Origin of the sequence: Leifsonia sp. EB41, from assembly GCF_041262565.1 — a bacterium.
Lineage (GTDB): Bacteria > Actinomycetota > Actinomycetes > Actinomycetales > Microbacteriaceae > Leifsonia.
In genome coordinates, this window is record NZ_JBGCCJ010000001.1 from 2,336,584 (window position 1) to 2,356,176 (window position 19,593).

At 71.7% G+C, this 19,593-nt stretch carries 19 protein-coding genes; 11 read left to right on the top strand and 8 right to left on the bottom strand.

Annotation, left to right across the window (positions count from 1 at the left end; genetic code table 11):
- Positions 1 to 2 precede the first annotated feature (2 nt).
- The 5 genes from ABH923_RS11615 to ABH923_RS11635 form a co-directional block, all read right to left on the bottom strand.
- A complete protein-coding gene (locus tag ABH923_RS11615; RefSeq protein WP_370055521.1) occupies positions 3 to 1,058 on the bottom strand; it encodes an NAD-dependent epimerase/dehydratase family protein in 1,056 nt (351 codons plus the stop codon).
- Complete coding sequence (locus tag ABH923_RS11620; protein WP_370055522.1) at positions 1,055 to 3,622, bottom strand: rhomboid family intramembrane serine protease; 2,568 nt, start codon at positions 3,620 to 3,622, stop codon at positions 1,055 to 1,057. The genes ABH923_RS11615 and ABH923_RS11620 overlap by 4 nt, the downstream gene beginning before the upstream one ends.
- Before the next feature lie 55 nt (positions 3,623 to 3,677).
- Positions 3,678 to 5,066, bottom strand: a complete 1,389-nt coding sequence (locus ABH923_RS11625; RefSeq protein WP_370055523.1) for a glycine--tRNA ligase — start codon at positions 5,064 to 5,066, stop codon at positions 3,678 to 3,680.
- A gap of 66 nt (positions 5,067 to 5,132) precedes the next feature.
- A complete protein-coding gene (locus tag ABH923_RS11630) occupies positions 5,133 to 5,756 on the bottom strand; it encodes a GNAT family N-acetyltransferase (protein ID WP_370055524.1) in 624 nt (207 codons plus the stop codon).
- Positions 5,757 to 5,790: 34 nt separating this feature from the next.
- Positions 5,791 to 7,107: a glutamyl-tRNA reductase gene (locus ABH923_RS11635; RefSeq protein ID WP_370055525.1), complete on the bottom strand. Its 1,317-nt coding sequence runs from the start codon at positions 7,105 to 7,107 to the stop codon at positions 5,791 to 5,793.
- A gap of 113 nt (positions 7,108 to 7,220) precedes the next feature.
- Here ABH923_RS11635 and hemE point away from each other — a divergent pair, with 113 nt between their 5' ends.
- From hemE to hemL, 11 genes are read left to right on the top strand one after another with little or no spacing between them, the layout of a single operon-like run.
- Entirely contained in the window at positions 7,221 to 8,369 is a 1,149-nt protein-coding gene (hemE, locus tag ABH923_RS11640; RefSeq protein ID WP_370055526.1) for a uroporphyrinogen decarboxylase, read from the top strand.
- Positions 8,366 to 10,009, top strand: a complete 1,644-nt coding sequence (locus tag ABH923_RS11645) for an NAD(P)/FAD-dependent oxidoreductase (RefSeq protein ID WP_370055527.1) — start codon at positions 8,366 to 8,368, stop codon at positions 10,007 to 10,009. Before hemE ends, ABH923_RS11645 begins: the two co-directional genes overlap by 4 nt.
- A gap of 7 nt (positions 10,010 to 10,016) precedes the next feature.
- Positions 10,017 to 10,337 carry a hypothetical protein gene (locus ABH923_RS11650; protein ID WP_370055528.1) on the top strand — a complete coding sequence of 107 codons (321 nt, stop codon included), beginning with the start codon at positions 10,017 to 10,019 and terminating at the stop codon, positions 10,335 to 10,337.
- Positions 10,338 to 10,375: 38 nt separating this feature from the next.
- Positions 10,376 to 10,786 (top strand): phage holin family protein, encoded by a 411-nt coding sequence (locus ABH923_RS11655; RefSeq protein ID WP_370055529.1) that lies wholly within the window; start codon positions 10,376 to 10,378, stop codon positions 10,784 to 10,786.
- Positions 10,776 to 10,991, top strand: coding sequence for a DUF3618 domain-containing protein (locus ABH923_RS11660; protein ID WP_370055530.1), 216 nt, complete (start codon positions 10,776 to 10,778; stop codon positions 10,989 to 10,991). The genes ABH923_RS11655 and ABH923_RS11660 overlap by 11 nt, the downstream gene beginning before the upstream one ends.
- A 43-nt stretch (positions 10,992 to 11,034) precedes the next feature.
- Entirely contained in the window at positions 11,035 to 11,769 is a 735-nt protein-coding gene (hemQ, locus tag ABH923_RS11665; RefSeq protein ID WP_370055531.1) for a hydrogen peroxide-dependent heme synthase, read from the top strand.
- Positions 11,766 to 12,947, top strand: coding sequence for a ferrochelatase (locus ABH923_RS11670; RefSeq protein WP_370055532.1), 1,182 nt, complete (start codon positions 11,766 to 11,768; stop codon positions 12,945 to 12,947). The genes hemQ and ABH923_RS11670 overlap by 4 nt, the downstream gene beginning before the upstream one ends.
- Positions 12,944 to 13,942 carry a hydroxymethylbilane synthase gene (gene hemC, locus ABH923_RS11675; protein WP_370055533.1) on the top strand — a complete coding sequence of 333 codons (999 nt, stop codon included), beginning with the start codon at positions 12,944 to 12,946 and terminating at the stop codon, positions 13,940 to 13,942. Before ABH923_RS11670 ends, hemC begins: the two co-directional genes overlap by 4 nt.
- Positions 13,939 to 14,736, top strand: a complete 798-nt coding sequence (locus tag ABH923_RS11680) for a uroporphyrinogen-III synthase (protein WP_370055534.1) — start codon at positions 13,939 to 13,941, stop codon at positions 14,734 to 14,736. Before hemC ends, ABH923_RS11680 begins: the two co-directional genes overlap by 4 nt.
- A gap of 50 nt (positions 14,737 to 14,786) precedes the next feature.
- On the top strand, positions 14,787 to 15,758 hold the full coding sequence (hemB, locus tag ABH923_RS11685; RefSeq protein ID WP_370057348.1) for a porphobilinogen synthase: 972 nt from the start codon (positions 14,787 to 14,789) through the stop codon (positions 15,756 to 15,758).
- On the top strand, positions 15,755 to 17,110 hold the full coding sequence (gene hemL / locus ABH923_RS11690) for a glutamate-1-semialdehyde 2,1-aminomutase (protein WP_370055535.1): 1,356 nt from the start codon (positions 15,755 to 15,757) through the stop codon (positions 17,108 to 17,110). Before hemB ends, hemL begins: the two co-directional genes overlap by 4 nt.
- Positions 17,111 to 17,175: 65 nt before the next feature.
- Here hemL and ABH923_RS11695 read toward each other — a convergent pair whose 3' ends face one another.
- The 3 genes from ABH923_RS11695 to ABH923_RS11705 are packed head-to-tail and all read right to left on the bottom strand — an operon-like array spanning position 17,176 to position 19,540.
- The gene (locus tag ABH923_RS11695) at positions 17,176 to 17,412 is read right to left on the bottom strand and encodes a hypothetical protein (RefSeq protein WP_370055536.1); all 237 of its coding nucleotides are present in this window, start codon (positions 17,410 to 17,412) and stop codon (positions 17,176 to 17,178) included.
- Between the two features lie 38 nt (positions 17,413 to 17,450).
- Positions 17,451 to 18,704, bottom strand: a complete 1,254-nt coding sequence (locus ABH923_RS11700) for a sugar ABC transporter permease (protein WP_370055537.1) — start codon at positions 18,702 to 18,704, stop codon at positions 17,451 to 17,453.
- Positions 18,704 to 19,540, bottom strand: a complete 837-nt coding sequence (locus ABH923_RS11705; protein ID WP_370057349.1) for an ATP-binding cassette domain-containing protein — start codon at positions 19,538 to 19,540, stop codon at positions 18,704 to 18,706. Before ABH923_RS11705 ends, ABH923_RS11700 begins: the two co-directional genes overlap by 1 nt.
- Positions 19,541 to 19,593 lie beyond the last annotated feature (53 nt).

The following is a 19,593-nucleotide window of genomic DNA, read 5'->3' on the forward strand; positions in this document are numbered from 1 at the left end:
GGTCAGCGCCCCGCGATGAACCCATCCTCCGCCGCATAGTCGAACCAGCGGTCGTCCCTGGCGCGCTGCGCGAGCGTCGGGAACGCCTCCTCCCAGCCCTCACCGCGGCGCTCGGCCGAGCGCGCCTCCCGCACGGCCCAGTCCACCGCATCCACGACGGCCTCCCGGTACGGGACCGGCTGGCGATACCCGAGCTGCACCGTGGCCGCCGCCATGCTGAGCAGCAGCGGGTTCGCGACGCTCCAGGGCGTGCCGCCGACCCCGTCCACGGGCGGCCCGGGGAAGCCGACGACTTCCACGTCCTGGTCGAGCGCCGCGTACACCGCGCGGGCGATCTCCGCGACACTGACGGCGTCCTCGTCCACCGCGTTGAGCACGCGGTGGCCGGGGTGCGCGGCGCACAGCGCGATCAGCTCGGCGATGTTCACGGTGGACGACGTGCTGAACCGGTTGGCGCCGTCGTCGGAGAGCAGCACCGTGCGGCGGCCGTCCAGCGCGCGCTTGATGAAGTACCACTCCCGCAGCGCCGGGCTGAGCGGGCCGTGGATCGCGCCGGGGCGGAGGATGCTCACTGGCAACCCTTCGACCGCCAGCAGCCGGCGCTCCATCGCCGCCTTGAGCGGTGAGTACGTTCGCTCGTCGTTGTCGACCGTCGGATCGGTCTCGCGCAGCGGGAGGGGATAGTCGGGGAAGTCGTCCGGCCCGGTCACGATGTCCAGGTAGCCGCCCTCCCGGCCGACGTAGACGGAGCCGGTGGAGATCACCACGAGCGAGCCGACGTCGCCCGCGAGCGCGGCGAGCTGATCGGCGTGCTTCGGCTCGTACGCCACCGTGTCGAGGACAAGATCGTGGCCGCGGGCCAGCGCGAGCAGTGCGTCCGTGTCGTCGCGGTCGAGGCGGACGGTCGTGACGTCCAGGTCGTTCAGGGCGGTGTCGCCGGGGTGGCGGCCGCGGTGGGCGACCAGCACCGACCAGCCGTCGGCGGCGAGCCGGCGCGCGGCGGCCGAGCCGATCTGCCCGGTCCCGCCGATGACCATCGCGGTGCGCACGCCCCTCACCCCAGCAGCGTCCGCGCCAGCGCCAGGTACTCCCGCGCGTTCGCGTCGGGCAGGTACGCCCGCCCGATCGCGTTGCCGATCGCCGGCAGCGACACCGCGTCCGGGTACGCCAGCCACAGCGTCTCGTACGTCGGGTTGAACTTGCTCTTGAACGCGAACAGCGAGGCGAACCCGTAGGCCGGCTCCAGCGTCCGAGCCAGGAACGCGAGCAGTCGGTCCATCACTGCCGGTCCCTCGGCAGAGGAGTCTGCATCGGCAGCGGCAGGCCCCGCCGGCTTCGTCGCCAGGGGCGCCCCCGACAGACTCAGCACCTCCACCCCCTCGCCGCGCATCCGCTGGGCCGCCGACGCGATGACGAACTCCATGATGCCCGGGATGCTCTTGTCCGCCCGGCGCATGAAGTCGATCGTGTAGCCGACCACCCGGTCGTCGTGCCAGCTCGGCAGCCAGCTCGTGACCGCCTGGAGGTCGCCCTGCGGGTTGTAGGCGAGGTAGAGCCGCACCTCGGGGTCCTTCAGCTCGGCCATCCCGCCGAGGGTGAAGCCCATCTCGGGCAGCTCCTTCTCGGACACCCACTGCTCGCTCAGCGCGACGATCTGGTTCTGCTGGATCGGGGCCAGCTCGGCCCACGTCGTCCACAGCGTCGAGATGCGCTCCTTCACCCCCCGGTTGTGCGCCTGGCGAACCTTCTGCCAGGGCTTGCCCTGCATGTCGAAGGTCTGCGGGTGCATCAGCGTCTCCTCGCCGACCGACACGCTCTGCCAGCCGAGCGACTCGAACACCGGGAGGAACGCGCCGTGGATGCTGTAGAACGCGGGCGTCCAGCTGTTCGCGTCGCAGAAGCCGATGAAGTCGATGATCGTCTGCTCGGCACGGTCGGGGCGGCACACCGGGTCGGACAGGGTGATCGCCACCCCGTTGATCACCCGGTAGGCGACGGCGGCCTCCCCGTCCTCCGAGAACCAGTAGACGTTGTCGGGCCAGGTGCCCATGAAGCCGAGCGTCCCGCCGCCGCCCGCGCGCAGGAGCTCCCGGAAGCGCAGCTCGTCGCCGACCGTGCGGCCGGTGGAGGTCGCCCGGTACAGCCGCATCGTGCCGATCACGAAGATCAGCCAGAACACCGGGCCGACCCACTGGTAGAGCAGCAGCGTGAACGGCGACGTCGGCACGATGACGGGGCCCAGCACGGACTCGAAGCCCGAGGGCACGAACCGGCGCAGCGCGGACGCGAACACGTCGCCGATGGAGGCCTCCGGCACGAACGACGACAGCGTGGCCAGGCCCGCGATCAGGTACAGGACCGCGAGCAGCGCGAACGCGACGACCGCCAGGATGGTGAAGCGCACGACCGCGTCCCTGGGCGCGCGGATCTGGAACTGGCGCCGCGTCGCCACCAGCAGCGCGATCGACGCCAGCGGAACCAGCAGCGTCGCCAGCAGCCACAGCAGCACCTCGATCGCGGGCGCGAGGGCGTCGATGCTGTCCACGTTGATCGAGATGTCGCCGCCGGGCAGCGCCGTGAACGGGAGGAGGATCATCGCCGCGTTCACGACGATCCCGAGCAGCCACGCGAAGTGCCGGCCGCGGCGGAGGCCGATGGCCGTCACGATCAGCAGCACGAGCGGCAGCAGGCTGAGCAGCAGCGGGCCGACCCCCTGCACCGAGACGGCTGCGAGCTCGTCATGGCAGTTGGTCGTGTCGGCGGCCTTGCACGCCGCCAGCACCGTTGCCGCGGCGACCTCCCGATGCTGGAACAGCGCCGAGACGAACGAGAGCGGGCCGAGTCCGCCGGGCGGCAGGAGCGCGGCGAGCGGGCCGATCGCGGTGATCGCGACGATCGCGGCGACCAGGTTGCGGGTCTCCCCGTGCGAGCTGCGGCGCATCCGGTGCAGTGGGCCACGGCGGAGGATGACGCCGAGCGCGAGGCCGAGCAACGCCGCGAACAAGCGATAGACGTTGTTCTGGTCGCCGTTGTAGAGCACGAACATGATGACGGTGGCGAAGGTGAGCAGCCGGATCCGGCGTCGCCACAGGGTCGTCGCGAACGCGCTCGCCGTGACCAGCGCCCCGACGATCCCGATGGTCGGGTCCAGGGTGAAATCGAATTCGGTGGCGTGCGCGAGGATCTCGCCCACGTTCGCCGCCGCCCACTGGCCGAGCACGCCGAGCGTGATGCCCAGCACCCCGGTGACCAGGAAGGCGACGATCAGGCGCACGGTGCCGAGCAGCCGTTCGGCCGCCGCGAGCACCGTCAGCGCCAGCAGGAACGAGACCACGAGCTGGATCGGGTCCTCCGGCACGAAGAGCGCCGTGAACGGCGTCCACCAGTACCCGGCCCGGATGGTCGTCGGTACGCCCGCCGCCCAGACCAGCGAGCCGCCGCCCACGCTTGCGGCGCTCCACAGCGTGCCGGTCGCGATGGAGGTCGCGAGCACGATCAGGGCGAGGGCGACGCTCGCGGGCGCGACCTGCACGTAGGCGCGCAGCATCGCCAACGCCGGGGGTCGCCCTGGGGGCGGATCCGCCTGCGGCGCTGGTGCGGTGTTCGTGGGGGCCGTGCTCATCGTGTCTCCGTCGCGGTGGCCCCCACCCTAGCGGTCGCCCTCCGTTTGCGGAGGGTCAGATCTCGCGCAGACGCTCCGCGAGGTAGCGGTCGAGGCCTTCGAGCGGGATGCGCTCCTGCTTCATCGTGTCGCGATCGCGCACGGTCACCGCGTCGTCCTCGAGCGAGTCGAAGTCGACCGTGACCGCGAGCGGCGTGCCGATCTCGTCCTGGCGGCGGTACCGGCGGCCGATCGCGCCCGAGTCGTCGAAGTCGACGTTGCGGCGCTTGCGGAGCTTGTCGGCCAGGCCGCGCGCGAGCGGCGACAGCGCCTCGTTGCGGGACAGCGGGAGGACGGCGACCTTGACGGGCGCCAGGCGCGGGTCGAGGTGAAGGACCGTGCGCTTGTCGGTGCCGCCCTTGGCGTTCGGCACCTCCTCCTCGTCGTACGCGTCGACCAGGAACGCCATCAGCGCGCGGGTGAGGCCGAAGGACGGCTCGATCACATACGGGACATAGCGCTCGTTCTTGTTCTGGTCGAAGTAGCTGAGGTCTTTGCCCGAGTGCTCGATGTGCGTCTTCAGGTCGAAGTCGGTGCGGTTGGCGACGCCCATCAGCTCGCCCCACTCGCTGCCGACGAAGTCGAACTTGTACTCGATGTCGATCGTGCGCTTGGAGTAGTGCGCGAGCTTGTCCTTCTCGTGCTCCAGGCGGCGGATGTTCGCCGGGTCGATGCCGAGGTCCACGAACCAGTCCCAGCAGAGGTCGATCCAGGTCTGGAACCAGTCCTCGTCGGTACCGGGCTCGACGAAGAACTCGATCTCCATCTGCTCGAACTCACGGGTGCGGAAGATGAAGTTGCCCGGCGTGATCTCGTTGCGGAAGGCCTTGCCGATCTGGCCGATGCCGAACGGCGGTTTCTTGCGCGCGGCCTGCAGCACGTGCGCGAAGTCGGTGAAGATGCCCTGAGCGGTCTCCGGGCGCATGTAGTGGAGGCCGGACTCGTCGTCCACGACGCCGAGGAAGGTCTTCATCAGGCCGGAGAACTGCCGGATCGGCGTCCACTGGCCCACCTTGTCCGGGTGGTCCGGGTCGGCGATGTCGTCGAGGCCGTTCGCCGGCGCGTGGCCGTGCTCGGCCTCGTACGCCTCGAAGAGGTGGTCGGCGCGGTAGCGCTTGTGCGTGATGAGCGACTCGGTCAGCGGGTCGCTGAACACCTGGACGTGACCGGAGGCCTCCCACACGGCGGTCGGCAGGATGATCGCCGAGTCGAGGCCGACCATGTCGCCGCGGCCGCGCACGAAGGAGTTCCACCACTCGCGCTTGATGTTCTCCTTGAGCTCGACGCCGAGGGGACCGTAGTCCCACGCCGAGCGGGTGCCGCCGTAGATCTCCCCGGAGGGGAAGACGAATCCGCGGTGCTGCGCCAGCGTGATGACGGATTCCAGTCTCGACGGTGCGGCCATGGGTGCTCCCTGTTCGGTGCCGGGGGTTGTGGGGGACCCGTCCATCCTACTGAGGATGCGCCGACCTCACCGGCCCGCGCGGAAGTCGTCCTCCAGGATCGCGTACACGGCGGTGTCCGACCACTCGCCCTTGAAGATCTCGCTCTGGCGCAGCAGTGCCTCCTGCTTCATCCCGATGATCCCGCAGAGCCGCGCCGACGCCTCGTTGCGGGCGTCGAGCTGGGCGAAGACGCGGTGGCCGCCGAGCGTGTCGAAGCAGAGCTCGAGGAGGCGGGTCGTCGCCTCGGTGGCGTAGCCGCGGCCGTGCACAGCGGGGTGGAACACCCAGCCCATCTCGAACTTCGCCCACTCCGCCTTCTTGAGGAACAGGCTCACGTGGCCGATCACCCGGCTGTGGCCGCCCTCCGGGTCCGGGAGCTCGACCGCGTACACGATGCCGTCGCCGTCGGCGGCGAGGCGGTTCATCGCGATGCGCTTGCGCAGGTGCTCCGCCGACTCGTCGTGGTCGTGCACCTCCCAGAAGAGGTAGCGGGCGACATCCTTCAGGCGCTCGAACTCGTGCCCGTTCTCCAGGTCGCCGCTGTTCAGCGGGCGGAGCAGCAGGCGCTCGGCGCGCAGCTCCTCCGCGGCGTAGGGCAGGCCGGTGGCCGCGTGCGGCTCGGTGGCGGTGATCGTGGCCTCGTCGCTCACGTGTCCTCCTCTGGTGGGTGCTCCTGGACGGACGTCAGGAGGCGGCGGTCTCGTCGTCGACGGCTCGGAGCGCGTGCGGGCGGGGCGCCTCTTCGACCTCCACGCCGAACAGCGCCGACGTCGCGTCCACGAACGCCTGCGCCTCGCCGTTCCTGGCGAGCTCGCGCCCTCGGACCGACGGGGTGTGCAGGAGCACACCGGCCAGGTGGCGCAGCGCCGCCTCGGTCTGCTCGGAGGAGTCGCCGCGCGAGCGGGCCCGGGCGATCTCCGCGTCCAGGATGCCGAAGACGTGGGTGCGGAGGGCGACGAGCGCGGGCGTGACGGCCTGCTCGGCGTTCTGCGCCGCGAACTCCGCGGCGGCGGCGCCGACGAGCTCGCGGGCGTCGGCCGCGGCGTTCAGCTCCTCGACCGGCGCGTGGATGCTGATGGTCTCCAGGTCGAGCAGCTCGACGTCGCGGAGCGCGGCGACGGCCGGGTCGACGTTGCGGGGGAGGCCGAGGTCGATGACGAGGCGGCGCTCGGCGGCGTCCGGCGCGGCGATGGCATCGGCCAGCAGGGAGCGGGTGATGACGTGATCGGTGACGGCCGAGCAGGTGACGACGAGGTCCGCGGCGCCGAGCGCCTCCAGGAGGTCGTCGGACTCGACGGGGACGACATCGTGCGAGAGGGCGAACTTCGCCGCGCGCCCGGTCGGCGAGAACACCTGCACGTCGACCACGCCGCGCTCGCGCAGTGCGGCCAGGCTGGCGCCGGCGTACTTGCCGGTCCCGACGAGGAGCACGCGCACGGCGGCCCAGTCGCTGATCCGGCTCTCCGCCAGCTCGAGCGCGAGGCGGACCATCGAGCGGCCGGCCGTCATGATGCCGGTCTGGTTCTTGACCCCGCGGGAGGTCCGCGACGCGACCTGGAAGACGCGCTCCAGGCTTGCGGTCACGGTGCCGGAGGCGCGGGCCGACTCCAACGCCCTGCGCACCTGCCCGGCGATCTCGCCCTCCCCGACCACGACCGACTCGAGGCCGCTGGAGACGGAGAAGAGGTGCTCGGCGACGGCGTCGTCGCTGTAGACGGCGCTGGAGGAGCGGAGCAGGGCGGCGTCGATGCCGCTGGCGGCGGCGACGGTCTCGATCACCTGGTCCGTGGTCGCGCCCGCGGCGAGCGGCTGCGCGTCCACGTCGAGCGCGTGTACGTCGAGATAGGCCTCGAAGCGGTTGCAGGTGGCGAGGACGACCGAGCCTGCGACGATTCCGTGCTGCTCCGCGAGTGCCGCGGTGACGGCGGGCGCATGGCGCTCGAGCCGTTCGAGGAGGTCGAACTCCGCAGTGCGGTGGCTCGACGAGAAGCAGAGAAGCACGGGGGAAAGAATACGCTCGGCGCCGACCAGACTCGAATCGGGATACCCCGTCCTGTGGCTGTTCGACATGATTCCCGGGGGATTGGCAGATTCGGCCCTGGCAGAATCATCGGGTGACCTCCCTCGACCCGACCCACCCGCTCTCCGAAGGCCGAACAGCGGGCAGTCGCCTGATCCGCTCCTATCAGGGCGAACGGCAGGAGACCGTCCCCGTCTGGTTCATGCGCCAGGCCGGACGGTCGCTGCCCGAGTACCGGGAGCTGCGCGTCGGCACGCGCATGCTCGACGCCTGCCTCGACCCCGCGATGGCGAGCGAGATCACGCTGCAACCGGTGCGCAGGCACGGCGTGGACGCGGGCATCTTCTTCAGCGACATCGTGGTGCCGCTGAAGCTCGCCGGCGTGGCCGTGGAGATCCAGCCCGGCAAGGGTCCGGTGTTCGAGAGCCCGGTGCGCACCTCCGACGACGTCGCACGGCTGGAGGAGGTCGACCCGGCCTCCCTCGGCGCCGACACGTTCGCGCCGATCGCGGAGGCCGTGCGCCTGACGACGGCCGAGCTCGGCGACACCCCGCTGATCGGCTTCGCCGGCGCCCCCTTCACCCTCGCCGCCTACCTCGTGGAGGGCGGCCCCTCCAAGGACCACATCCGCGCGCGGACGCTCATGCACGCCGACCCGGAGACCTGGGCCCGCCTGATGGCGTGGAGCGCCGACGTGACGGGAGCCTTCCTGCGGGCGCAGCTCCTGGCGGGCGCGAGCGCCGCCCAGCTGTTCGACTCGTGGGCGGGGTCGCTGTCGCTGCACGACTACGTCGAGCACGTCGCCCCCGCCTCCGCGCGTGCGCTCTCGCACATCCGCGATCTCACCTACGAGGTGCCGCGACCGCAGGACGCCGACACCGACGCTCCCGTGAACGACGAGCCGCTGGTGCGCAACGTGCCGATCGTGCACTTCGGCGTCGGGACCGGCGAGCTCCTCAAAGCCATGCACGAGGTGGGCGCCGACGCGGTCGGGGTCGACTACCGCACGCCGCTGGACGAGGCCGCCCGCCGGCTCGGGCACGTCGTCCCGGTGCAGGGCAACGTCGACCCGGCGATGCTCGACGCGCCGTGGGAGGTCCTGTCGGCTCACGTCGTGGACGTCCTGGAGCGCGGCCGGGAGGCGCCGGCGCACGTGCTGAACCTGGGCCACGGCGTCCCGCCGGAGACCGACCCGACGGTGCTGACCCGCGTGGTCGAGCTCGTCCACGGATGGCGGGCATGACCTCCGAGCCGCTCGATCACGACGCCGTCACGGAGAGCATCCGGCACGCGGTGGAGGCCCCGCCGACGCGCATCGTCGTGATCGGCGGCGGCGTCTCGGGACTGGTCGTCGCGCGCGAGTGCGCCCGCCCGGGCTTCGAGGTCACCGTGCTGGAGGCCTCCGCTCGGGTGGGCGGTTCGGTGGCGCCGCTGGAGCTCGGCGGCATCACGGTCGACGCCGGCGCAGAGAGCTTCGCGACCCGCGGCGGCCACGTCGCCGCACTCCTCGCCGACCTGGGCCTCGCGGACGACGTCGTGGAGCCGAACCCGGCAGGCGCGTGGGTGCGCAACGGAACGCGCACGGTCCCACTGCCGAAGGCCGGCCTGCTCGGCATCCCGAGCTCGCCGTTGGCGACGGACGTCGTCGCCGCGATCGGCTGGGGCGGCGCGGTGCGCGCCTATATGGACCGGCTCCTCCCCGTGCTGAAGATCGGCCAGGAGCGCAAGCTCGGCACCCTGGTGCGCAAGCGCATGGGGTCGAAGGTCCTCACCGAGCTGGTATCCCCGGTCGTGACCGGCGTGTACTCGGCCGATCCCGACGACCTCGACGTGGATGTCGTCGCCCCCGGACTCAACGCGGCGCTCACGCGGCTCGGATCGCTGTCCGGCGCCGTGGGCGAGCTGCGCTCGGCCGCCAAGGCGGGGAGTGCCGTGGGGGGCATCCGCGGGGGCATGTGGCGCCTTCCGGCGGCGCTCGCCGCGGACATCGAGGCGCGGGGCGGGATCATCCGCACCGATGCGGCGGTCGCGTCGGTGTCGCCGTGGGTCGCACCCGACCCGGAGGACGTCGCCGCTGCGGCGGTGGAGGCGGCGATGGCCGACGCCGTCGACGAGGCGGCGCTCGACGGGCTCGAGCTCGCCGGGCAGCTCCCCGCGGAGCCGACCGAACCTGCCGCGGAGCCCGCCACCTCGCGCCCGGCCCGCTGGACCGTCACGCTCGCGGACGGCTCTGCCCTCGACGCCGACGCCGTGGTGGTCACCGCCCCCGCCGACGCCGCCCTTGCGCTCCTCCCCGGCATTGACGCCGCCCTCGGGGACCTCGCCGGTCTCGACTGGCCTCCCGCGTCCAGCGTGGAGCTGGTCACGCTGGTCCTCACCGACGACCGGGTCGGCGCCGCACCGCGCGGCACCGGCGTGCTGGTCGCCGACGGGCCGGACTCCGGCGTCGCCGCCAAGGCGATGACGCACTCCAGCGCCAAGTGGGCGTGGGTCGCGGAGGCCGCCGGTCCGGGCCGCCACGTCGTGCGGCTCTCGTACGGCCGCGCCGGCCGCGCGTCCGAGACGCTCGCCCTCTCCGACGCCGAGCTCCGGGAGCGTGCGATCGCCGACGCCGCCGCGCTGCTGAATATTCCGCTCACGGAATCCGCTGTCTCCGCGTTCGCCCGGACCCCCTGGACGAACGCCCTCCCCTATGCGACAGTGGGGCAGCGGGAGCGCATCCAGCGCGTCCGCGACGGAGCTGAGAACGTCGACGGGCTCGAGGTGACCGGCTCCTGGCTGACCGGAACCGGTCTCGCGTCCGTCATTCCGGACGCGCGCCGGGTGGCGGAACGGGCCAGGGGTCTACGCTGGAAGGCACTGACCGACGACCTGGAGGGGTGAGGACGGAATGCGGGGCAAGATTCTCTTCGTGACGGGGGCGGCGGTGGGCTACGTGCTCGGCACGCGCGCCGGTCGCAAGCGTTACGACCAGATGAAGTCGGCCGCCCTCAAGGTCTGGGAGTCGCCGGGGGTGCAAAAGCAGGTGAACGCCGTGGAGGACTTCGTCGCGGCGAAGATCGGCGAGGCGCCGGAGGCGATCTACATCACGATCAAGAAGGCCGTGGTCCGGGCGAACGATCGCCGCAAGGAGGCTCGCGCCGACTCCCGCACGACGGGGGTGGCCGTGGTCGCCGTCACGCGAGATGATCCTGACGAAGTGATCCGGTAGCGCAGTCAGTACGAGTGTCACGGAAGGGCGGTGAGCCGATGACCGATCGGGAACGTGCCAGGTCGCAGTCGCTCGGTGAGCTGATCGCGTCGCTCCCGCGGCTGCTGATCCAGCTCGTCAAGGCCGAGCTGGCGAACCTGAAGGCCGAGTACTCCGAGAAGGCGAAGTATGCCGGGATCGGCATAGGCCTCTTCGTGGTGGCCGCTGCCTTCCTGTTCTTCGCGCTCGGGGTGCTCGTCGCCGCGGCGATCCTCGGGCTCTCGCTCGTGCTGCCCGGCTGGGCCGCCGCGCTCATCGTCTTCGGCGGGCTGGTCGTGATCGCGGTGATCCTCGCGCTCATCGGCGTCGGCTCGCTCAAACGGGTGGACGGCGCCGCGCCCAAAGAGACCATCGCCAGCGTCAAGTCCGACATCGACGCCGTGAAGGGGCTGGGCAAGTATGACAACTGACCGAAGCGGCGTCGAGAAGGCCCGCGCCGACCTGGCCGCGACCATCGACGCCATCCAGTACAAGGTCAACGTGCCCGCGCGGGCGTCCGAGCGGTTCCGCAGGCTCCGCGACGACAACCCGCTGGCGCTCGTCGGACTGGCGGTCGGGGTGGCCGTCGTCGTGGGAGGCGCGGTCTGGGGGATCGTCGCGGCCTCCCGCCGCTGAGCCTGGTTTTTGCCTTCTCAGCTTTGCGAGGGAGACTGTCGGTATGAGTACCCCGGCTGCCGTTCCGGCAGAGTCGACCGCCCCCGAAGACACCGCCCCCGAAAGCCCCAGCGGCTTCACGCTGTGGGCCGTCCTGCGCCGGGACCCCGCCCGTCCTGACGACCTCGACGGAACCGACGTCCCCAAGGCCGTCCAGGAGCTCGAAGGCGTCATCGCCGACATCGAGCTGCAGGGCGTCGTCACCCGCGGACTCTACGACGTGAGCGGCCTCAAGGCCGACGCCGACATCATGATCTGGCTGCACGGACCGGAGGCCGAGGCCCTGCAGTGGGGTCTCCGCCAGCTCCGCCGCACCCGCCTGTTCAAGGCGCTCCTCCCGACCTGGAACGCGATGGGCGTGCACCGCGACGCCGAGTTCAACCGCCAGCACGTCCCCGGCTTCCTGCGCGGCAAGGAGCCGAAGGGCTGGCTGTGCGTCTACCCGTTCGTGCGCAGCTACGAGTGGTATCTGCTGCCCGACGAGGAGCGCTCGAAGATGCTCGCCGAGCACGGCCGCAAGGGCGCCGCATTCCGCGGGGTGCTGGCCAACACGGTCGCGTCGTTCGCGCTCGGCGACTACGAGTGGATCCTGCCGCTGGAGGCCGACGAGCTCACCGACCTGGTCGACGTGATGCGCGAGCTCCGCTACACCGACGCGCGCCGCCACGTGCGCGAAGAGGTCCCGTTCTTCACCGGCCGCCGCATCCAGCCCGCCGAGGTCGTCGAGGTGCTGCAGTGACGGACACGGAGGCCGTACCGCGAGTGCTCGGTGCGACGGACGCCGCCGCGTCCGGCCCGGAGCACGTGACCGAGCCGGTCGCGTACGACGCGATCCTGCTCGCCGGGTTCGGCGGCCCGGAGGGTCAGGACGACGTCATCCCGTTCCTCCGCAACGTGACCCGCGGCCGCGGCATCCCGGAGGAGCGCCTGGAGGAGGTCGCCCACCACTACCGCCATTTCGGCGGCGTGAGCCCGATCAACGACCAGAACCGCGAGCTGAAGGCGGCGCTGGAGGCCGAGCTCGCCTCCCGCGGCATCGACCTCCCCGTGCTGTGGGGCAACCGCAACTGGGACCCGTACCTGGAGGACGCCCTCGCCGAGGCGCAGGAGCGCGGCCTCACCAAGCTGATCGCCATCGCGACGAGCGCGTACTCCTCCTACTCGAGCTGCCGGCAGTACCGCGAGGACTTCGCCCGCGTGCTGGAGGAGAAGGGATTGGAGGGCACCATCCAGATCGACAAGGTGCGCCAGTTCTTCGACCACCCCGGCTTCGTCGAGCCGTTCATCGAGGGCGTCCGCAACGCCGTGGACGAGCTGCGCGAGCGCGTCCCGGGCATCGACCCGGCGACGGAGATCCGCATCCTGTACTCGACGCACTCCATCCCGTCGACGGACGCCGCCAAGTCCGGCCCCGCCGACCGCGGCTTCGGTGAGGGTGGAGCCTACGCGGCCCAGCATCTCGCCGTCGCGGAGGTCGTCTCGCAGGAGGCCGCCGGCGGCGTCATCGGCTGGGATCTGGTCTACCAGTCCCGCTCGGGCCCGCCGTCGATGCCGTGGCTGGAGCCCGACATCAACGACCGCATCGCGGAGCTCCCGGCGCTCGGCGTCAAGGCCGTGATCATCGTCCCGCTCGGTTTCGTGAGCGACCACATGGAGGTGCTCTGGGACCTCGACAACGAGGCGATGGAGACCAGCGAGGAGAACGGCCTCGTCGCCGTCCGCGTGCCCACCCCCGGTACCCACGCCCGCTACGTGAAGGGCCTGGTCGACCTCGTGCTGGAGCGCCGCGACGGCGTCCCGGTCGAGCAGCGCCCAGCGCTGACCACGCTCGGCCCCTGGTACGACGTGTGCCGCCCGGGCTGCTGCGAGAACGTCCGCCTCGGCTTCAAGCCGGCCGCCGCGGGACTCGCGCCGTGAACGGCACGGTGAGCAGGGCCGACGGCGCGTCCGCGCGCCGTGACGGCGTGCTGCGCATCGGCACGCGGGGCAGCGCGCTCGCTGTCGCGCAGACGACCGCCGTCGCCGAGTCGATCGCCCGGGCGACCGGCCTCGACATCGAGCTGGTCACGATCACCACGCACGGCGACACCTCGCGCGAGTCGCTGTCGGAGCTCGGCGGCACGGGGGTGTTCGCCACCGCGCTGCGGGAGGCCCTCCTCGCCGACGAGTGCGACCTCCTCGTCCACTCGCTCAAAGACCTCCCGACCGCCCCGGCCCCCGGCCTGGTCATCGGCGCCGTGCCCAAGCGGGCGGACGCCCGGGACGCGCTCTGCGCGCGCGACGGCCTCACGCTCGACACGCTGCCGCAGGGCGCGAAGGTGGGCACCGGCTCGCCGCGCCGCGTCGCCCAGCTCAAGTCGGTGCGCCCTGACCTGGAGGTCGTGGACATCCGCGGCAACGTGGACACCCGGCTCGGCAGGGTCGCGGAGGGCGACCTCGACGCCGTCGTGCTCGCCGCGGCCGGCCTCGGCCGGCTCGGCCGCCTCGACGCGGTGACCGACTTCTTCGCGCTGTCGCAGGTGCCGACCGCTCCCGGCCAGGGCGCGCTCGCGCTGGAGGTGCGCGCGGGCGAGCAGACCGGCCGCGGCGACGTCGCCCGGGCGCTCAAGGCCGTCGACCACGCGACCACGCACGCCTGCGCCTCCGCCGAGCGCGCCGTGCTCGCGGGGCTCGAAGCCGGCTGCGCCGCCCCGATCGGAGCGTCCGCGCTCGTCGACGACGGCCTCCTGTTCCTCACCGCCACCGTGTACCGCCCGGACGGGACCGAGCGGCTCACGGCATCCCACGCCGCTACTCCGGACTCCTTCGGCCTCGCCGACCTCGACGAGGCCGCGCGCGAGGTCGGCGCCCGCGTGGTGGCCGAACTGCTCGGCGCGGGGGCTGCCGACCTGGCCCCGCTCGGGAGCGAATGATGCCCTCAACGCCGTCCTCTCCGAAACCGCTCGCCGGCTGGCGGGTGCTCGTGCCCCGGGGAGGGCCCTGGGGCGACTCGGTCGCCGCCGACCTCCGCGCCAAGGGCGCGTCGCCGGTCGTGGCCGCGATGATCAACTTCGCGCCGACCGCCGACGCCCCGGCTCTGGAGGCCGCCCTCGCGCGGCTCGCGGCCGGCGGATTCGACTGGGTGACGGTCACCAGCGCCACCACCGTCGACGTGCTGAGCGCCGCCCGCGCGGTCGTCCCGCCCTCCACGCGGATCGCGGCCGTCGGCGAGACCACCGCCGCCGCGCTGGCCGCCGCGGGGTACGCCGTCGACCTGGTCCCGGCGGAGGACAACTCCGCGCGCGGACTGCTCGCCGAGTGGGAGGCCGCGACCGAGGGCGTCGTCCCGCTGCGCATCCTCACCCTCCGCTCCGAGATCGCCAAGCCCCTCCTCACCGAGGGGCTGCGCCGTATCGGGCACGACGTGGAGTCCGTCGTCGCGTACCGCACGATCGGCATCCGCGTTCCGGAGAACATCGTCTCTGACGTGCGGGACGGCCTCGTCCAGGCCATCCTCGTCACGAGCGGCTCCGTGGCCGAGCAGGTGCAGGTGCAGCTCGGCCCGATCCCCGAGACCACCCTCGTCGCCGCGATCGGCCCGCAGACCGCGCGCGACGCCAGGGAGTACGGCCTCCGCGTCGACGTGATCGCCGACGAGCGCACGGCGGCCTCCCTCATCGAGGCGGTCGCCGCCGCCGCGACCGCGCACCGGTCCGCCGCCTCCTGAGCGTGCGCTGGCACCCAGCGGCGCGGCGTAGGCTGGGGAGAGTGAGTGAGTTGCATCCCGTCGTACGGCCCCGGCGCCTCCGGCAGTCACCTGCCATGCGCCGTCTGACGGCCGAGACCCGCCTCCACCCGGCCGAGCTGATCCTCCCGCTGTTCGTGCGGGAGGGCGCCTCCGAGCCGCAGCCGATCGGCTCCATGCCGGGCGTCGTGCAGCACAGCCTCGACTCCCTGAAGCGCGCGGCCGTGGAGGCCGCGGAGGCAGGGGTCGGCGGCGTCATGCTCTTCGGCGTCCCGGAGACCCGCGACGCGACCGGCACCGCCGCGACCGACCCGGACGGCATCCTCAACGTCGCCACCCGCGCGCTCGCCTCCGAAGTCGGCGACGCGCTCGTCGTGCAGACCGACCTGTGCCTGGACGAGTTCACCGACCACGGCCACTGCGGCGTGCTCGACGGCGAGGGCCACGTCGACAACGACGCCACCCTGCTGCGCTACCGGGACATGGCCATCGCGCAGGCGGAGGCCGGCTCGCAGCTCCTCGGCCTGAGCGGGATGATGGACGGCCAGGTCGCCGCCGTGCGCGACGCGCTCGACGCCGCCGGCCGCATCGATGTCGTCATCCTCGCCTACGCCGCCAAGTACGCCTCCGGCTTCTACGGTCCGTTCCGGGAGGCCGTCGACTCGCAGCTCTCCGGCGACCGCCGCGCCTACCAGCAGGACCCGGCCAACCGCCGCGAGGGTCTGCGCGAGGCGCAGCTCGACCTGGACGAAGGCGCCGACATCCTCATGGTGAAGCCGGCCCTCAGCTACCTCGACGTCCTCAGCGACGTCGCCGCCATCAGCGACGTGCCGGTCTGGGCCTACCAGGTCTCCGGCGAGTACGCGATGGTGGAGGCCGCAGCCGCGAACGGCTGGATCGACCGCGAGCGCGTCATCGAGGAGACCCTGATCGGCACCCGCCGAGCGGGCGCCGACGCCGTGCTCACCTACTGGGCGACCGAGGTCGCAGGATGGCTCCGATGAACAACACCGACTCCCAGGACCTGCAGGGCCTGGCCGACGGCGCCGCCATCGGCGACGTGAACCTGGCCCAGTTCGAGCGCGCGCAGCGCGTGATCCCCGGCGGCGTGAACTCCCCGGTCCGCGCCTTCCGCTCGGTCGGCGGCACGCCGCGCTTCATGGTGTCGGCACACGGGCCCTACATCGTGGACGCGGAGGGGCGCGAGTACGTCGACCTGGTCGCGTCATGGGGTCCGGCGATCCTCGGCCACGCGCACCCGGCCGTGATCGACGCCGTGCAGGCGGCCGCCGCGCGCGGGCTCTCGTTCGGCGCCTCGACACCGGCCGAGACCGAGCTGGCGGAGGCCGTGCTCAGGCGGGTGCCGTTCATCGACAAGCTGCGGCTCGTCTCCACCGGCACCGAGGCGACCATGACCGCGATCCGCCTGGCGCGCGGCTTCACGGGCCGTCCGCTGCTGATCAAGTTCGCCGGGCACTACCACGGCCACTCCGACAGCCTCCTCGCCGAGGCCGGCTCTGGGCTCGCGACGCTGTCGCTGCCCGGCTCCGCCGGCGTCACCGAGGCCACCGCCGCGCAGACCCTGGTCCTCCCGTACAACGATCTGGACGCCGTGCGCGCCGCCTTCGAGGCGAACGGTCCGGACATCGCGGCCGTCATCACCGAGGCCGCGGCCGCGAACATGGGCGTCGTCGCCCCCGACGAAGGCTTCAACGCCGCGCTGACCGACCTCGCCCACGAGTACGGCGCGCTGCTCATCCTCGACGAGGTGCTCACCGGCTTCCGCGTGAGCGATGCGGGCTACTGGGGTCTGGATCGCGGCTACACGCCCGATCTGGTCACCTTCGGCAAGGTCATCGGCGGCGGGATGCCGCTGGCGGCCGTCGGTGGACGCGCGGAGCTGATGGACTTCCTCGCACCGACCGGCCCGGTCTACCAGGCGGGCACCCTCTCGGGGAACCCGGTCGCGGTCGCCGCGGGCCTCGCCACGCTGGCCCACGCCGACGAGGCCGTCTACGACCGGCTGGACGTCGTGGCCGAGACGCTGTCGGCCGCGGTCTCGGATGCGCTGGCCGCGGAGGGTGTCGCCCACCGCGTTCAGCGTGCGGGCAACCTGTTCAGCTTCGTCTTCGGCGACTTCGCGGCCGCTCCGCGGACCTACGCCGAGGTGCTGTCGCAGGAGGCGTTCCGCTACCGGCCGTTCTTCCACGCGATGCTCGACGCGGGCGTCTCACTGCCGCCGAGCGTCTTCGAGGCCTGGTTCGTCACCGCCGCCCACGACGACACCGCCGTCGCGCGCATCCTCGACGCCCTCCCCGCCGCCGCCCGCGCCGCCGCCCAAGCCACCCCGGCCTGACCTCACTCGAGACGTGAGTAATCGCGGGAATCCAATCGCGGATTCCCACGATTACTCACGTCTCGTCAGGTGTCGGCGGGGGAGGGGGTGCGGGAGAGGGATTCGACGTAGGTGTAGGTGGCCGAACTCGGCCAGCCGTCGGCGTCGAGGAGCGCGTAGACGTCGAAGTTGAGCTCCCCGCCGCCACCAGCCGCGCGCCGCAACGTCCGCGGCGGGATGTCCGACGACGCCCGCACGGTCACCGTCTGCGGGTCGACGCCCGAACGGAGAAGGCGGGCGTGGAAGGTGGTGGTTCGGGTCACCGGTCCACCTTCTCACACCCGCCCAGAGGGCTGTCCGCCTAGGCTTGCCCGTGCGATTCGCGCGAGCGGCGGGACAGCGAGTCGATGATCACGGCCAGCAGAAGCACCGCTCCGGTGATCATGAAGCGGTACGACGAGTCGAGGTTCATCAGCGTCAGACCGTTCGAGATGGACTGGATGACCAGGATGCCGAGCAGCGCCGACCACGCCGACCCGCGTCCGCCGAAGAGGCTCGTACCGCCGATGACGGCCGCAGCGATCGCGTTCAGGTTCGTGTCGGTGCCGCCCGATCCGGCGCTCACCGACGCGAGTCGCGCAGCGGCGAGCAGGCCGCCGATCGCCGCGAACGTCGAACACAGGATGAACACGCTGATGAACACCCGGTTCACCTTGATACCGGCACGTCGTGCGGCCTCCACCGAACCTCCGACGGCGAAGACCGAACGGCCCCACTTCGTGCGCGTCAGGAAGAAGTTCATGATGATGACGAGCACGACGAAGAACAGGAACATCGCTCCGGTGCCGCGGTCCGTCGAGAGGTACCAGACGGCGATGCACAGGCCGATCAGGAGCAGTCCCGCCTTGATCAGGACGACGGCCATCGACCCCTCGGACAGCCCGGCGTTGCGACGGCGGACGTTGCGGCGCCAGTCGGACCAGAACATCGAGCCCGCGGCGATGACCGCCAGCGCGTACGCCGCCCACGGCGGGAGGAACGTCTGCTGGGCGAAGTTGACGATCCACGAGTTGTAGGGGATGTTGATCGAGCTGTTCGGTCCGAGGATCCAGAGCTGCACGCCCAGGAAGCCCAGCAGACCGGCCAGCGTGATCACGAAGCTCGGCACGCCGAACCGGGTGAAGAGCTGGCCGTACAGGAAGCCGATCGCCGCGCCCGCCAGGATGGCGACGATCACGGTGAGCGCCAGCGGCCAGTGCAGCTGCGTGAATCCGACGCCGAGGATGGCCGCGGACACACCGCTCACCGAGCCCACCGACAGGTCGATCTGACCCAGCAGCAGCACGAGCACGATGCCGATGGAGATGGTCCCGATCGCCGCGCACTGCAGTGTCAGGTTGACCAGGTTGTTGGCGCTGAGGAAGTTCGGGTTGAGGATCTGGAAGACCACCCAGATCACGACGAGCCCGACGACGACCGGCAGGGAGCCGAGGTCGCCGCCGCGCACACGGCGCCCGAAGGCGCGGACCGCGCCGCCGAGCCCCTCCTCGCGGATGAGCCGCTCGTCCTGGAGGTCGGCCGCGACCTGGGCCGGAGTCTCTGGTGCCTTGGTCATCAGTCCTGCTTCCCTTCGCTGTGCTCGACGTGCTCCACGCGTTCCTCGATGCGTTCGGCTCGCTGCGCGACGACGTTATCGGTGGCGCCGGTGATCGCCGAGATGATCTCTTCGTAACTGACGTCGGGGACGCGGAAGTCCCCGTTGTTGCGGCCGAGGCGCAGCACGGCGACCCGGTCGGCGACGGCTTGGACGTCGGCCATGTTGTGGCTGATCAGGATGACCCCGAGCCCGCGTTCGCGCAGCCGCTCGATGAGGTTCAGAACCTCAGCGGTCTGGGCGACGCCGAGGGCCGCAGTCGGCTCGTCGAGGATGACGACGCGCGGTTCGCCGATCAGCGAGCGGGCGATCGCGACCGTCTGGCGCTGACCGCCAGAGAGCGACGCGACCGCGATGCGCACCGACGGGATGCGCGCCGAGAGCTGCCGCAGCAGGCTCCACGACCGCTTCTCCATCTCCTCCTCGTCGAGCGTTCCTCGGGTGACCTCCCGTCCGAGGAAGAGATTGGACACGACGTCCAGGTTGTCGCAGAGCGCGAGGTCCTGGAACACCGTGGCGATGCCGAGCCCGCGGGACGCCGACGGCGAGGGGATGTTAACATCCTGTCCGTCGAACGTGATCGTTCCGGCGTCCTGCGGGTGCACTCCCGCGAGGATCTTGACCAGGGTCGACTTGCCTGCCCCGTTGTCGCCGACGAGCGCGACGACCTCCCCCGGGTAGACGTCGAGGTGGATGTCGGTGAGCGCCTGGACGGCACCGAATCCCTTCGACACTCCTCGTAGAGAGAGGATGGGCTCTCGGCTGGACCGCTCCTGGTCGGTGACCGCGGATTCCATCGTCACGGCGTTCTCCTTCGGGCCTGACGCGTCGTACGCGTGTAGCTGTCGGT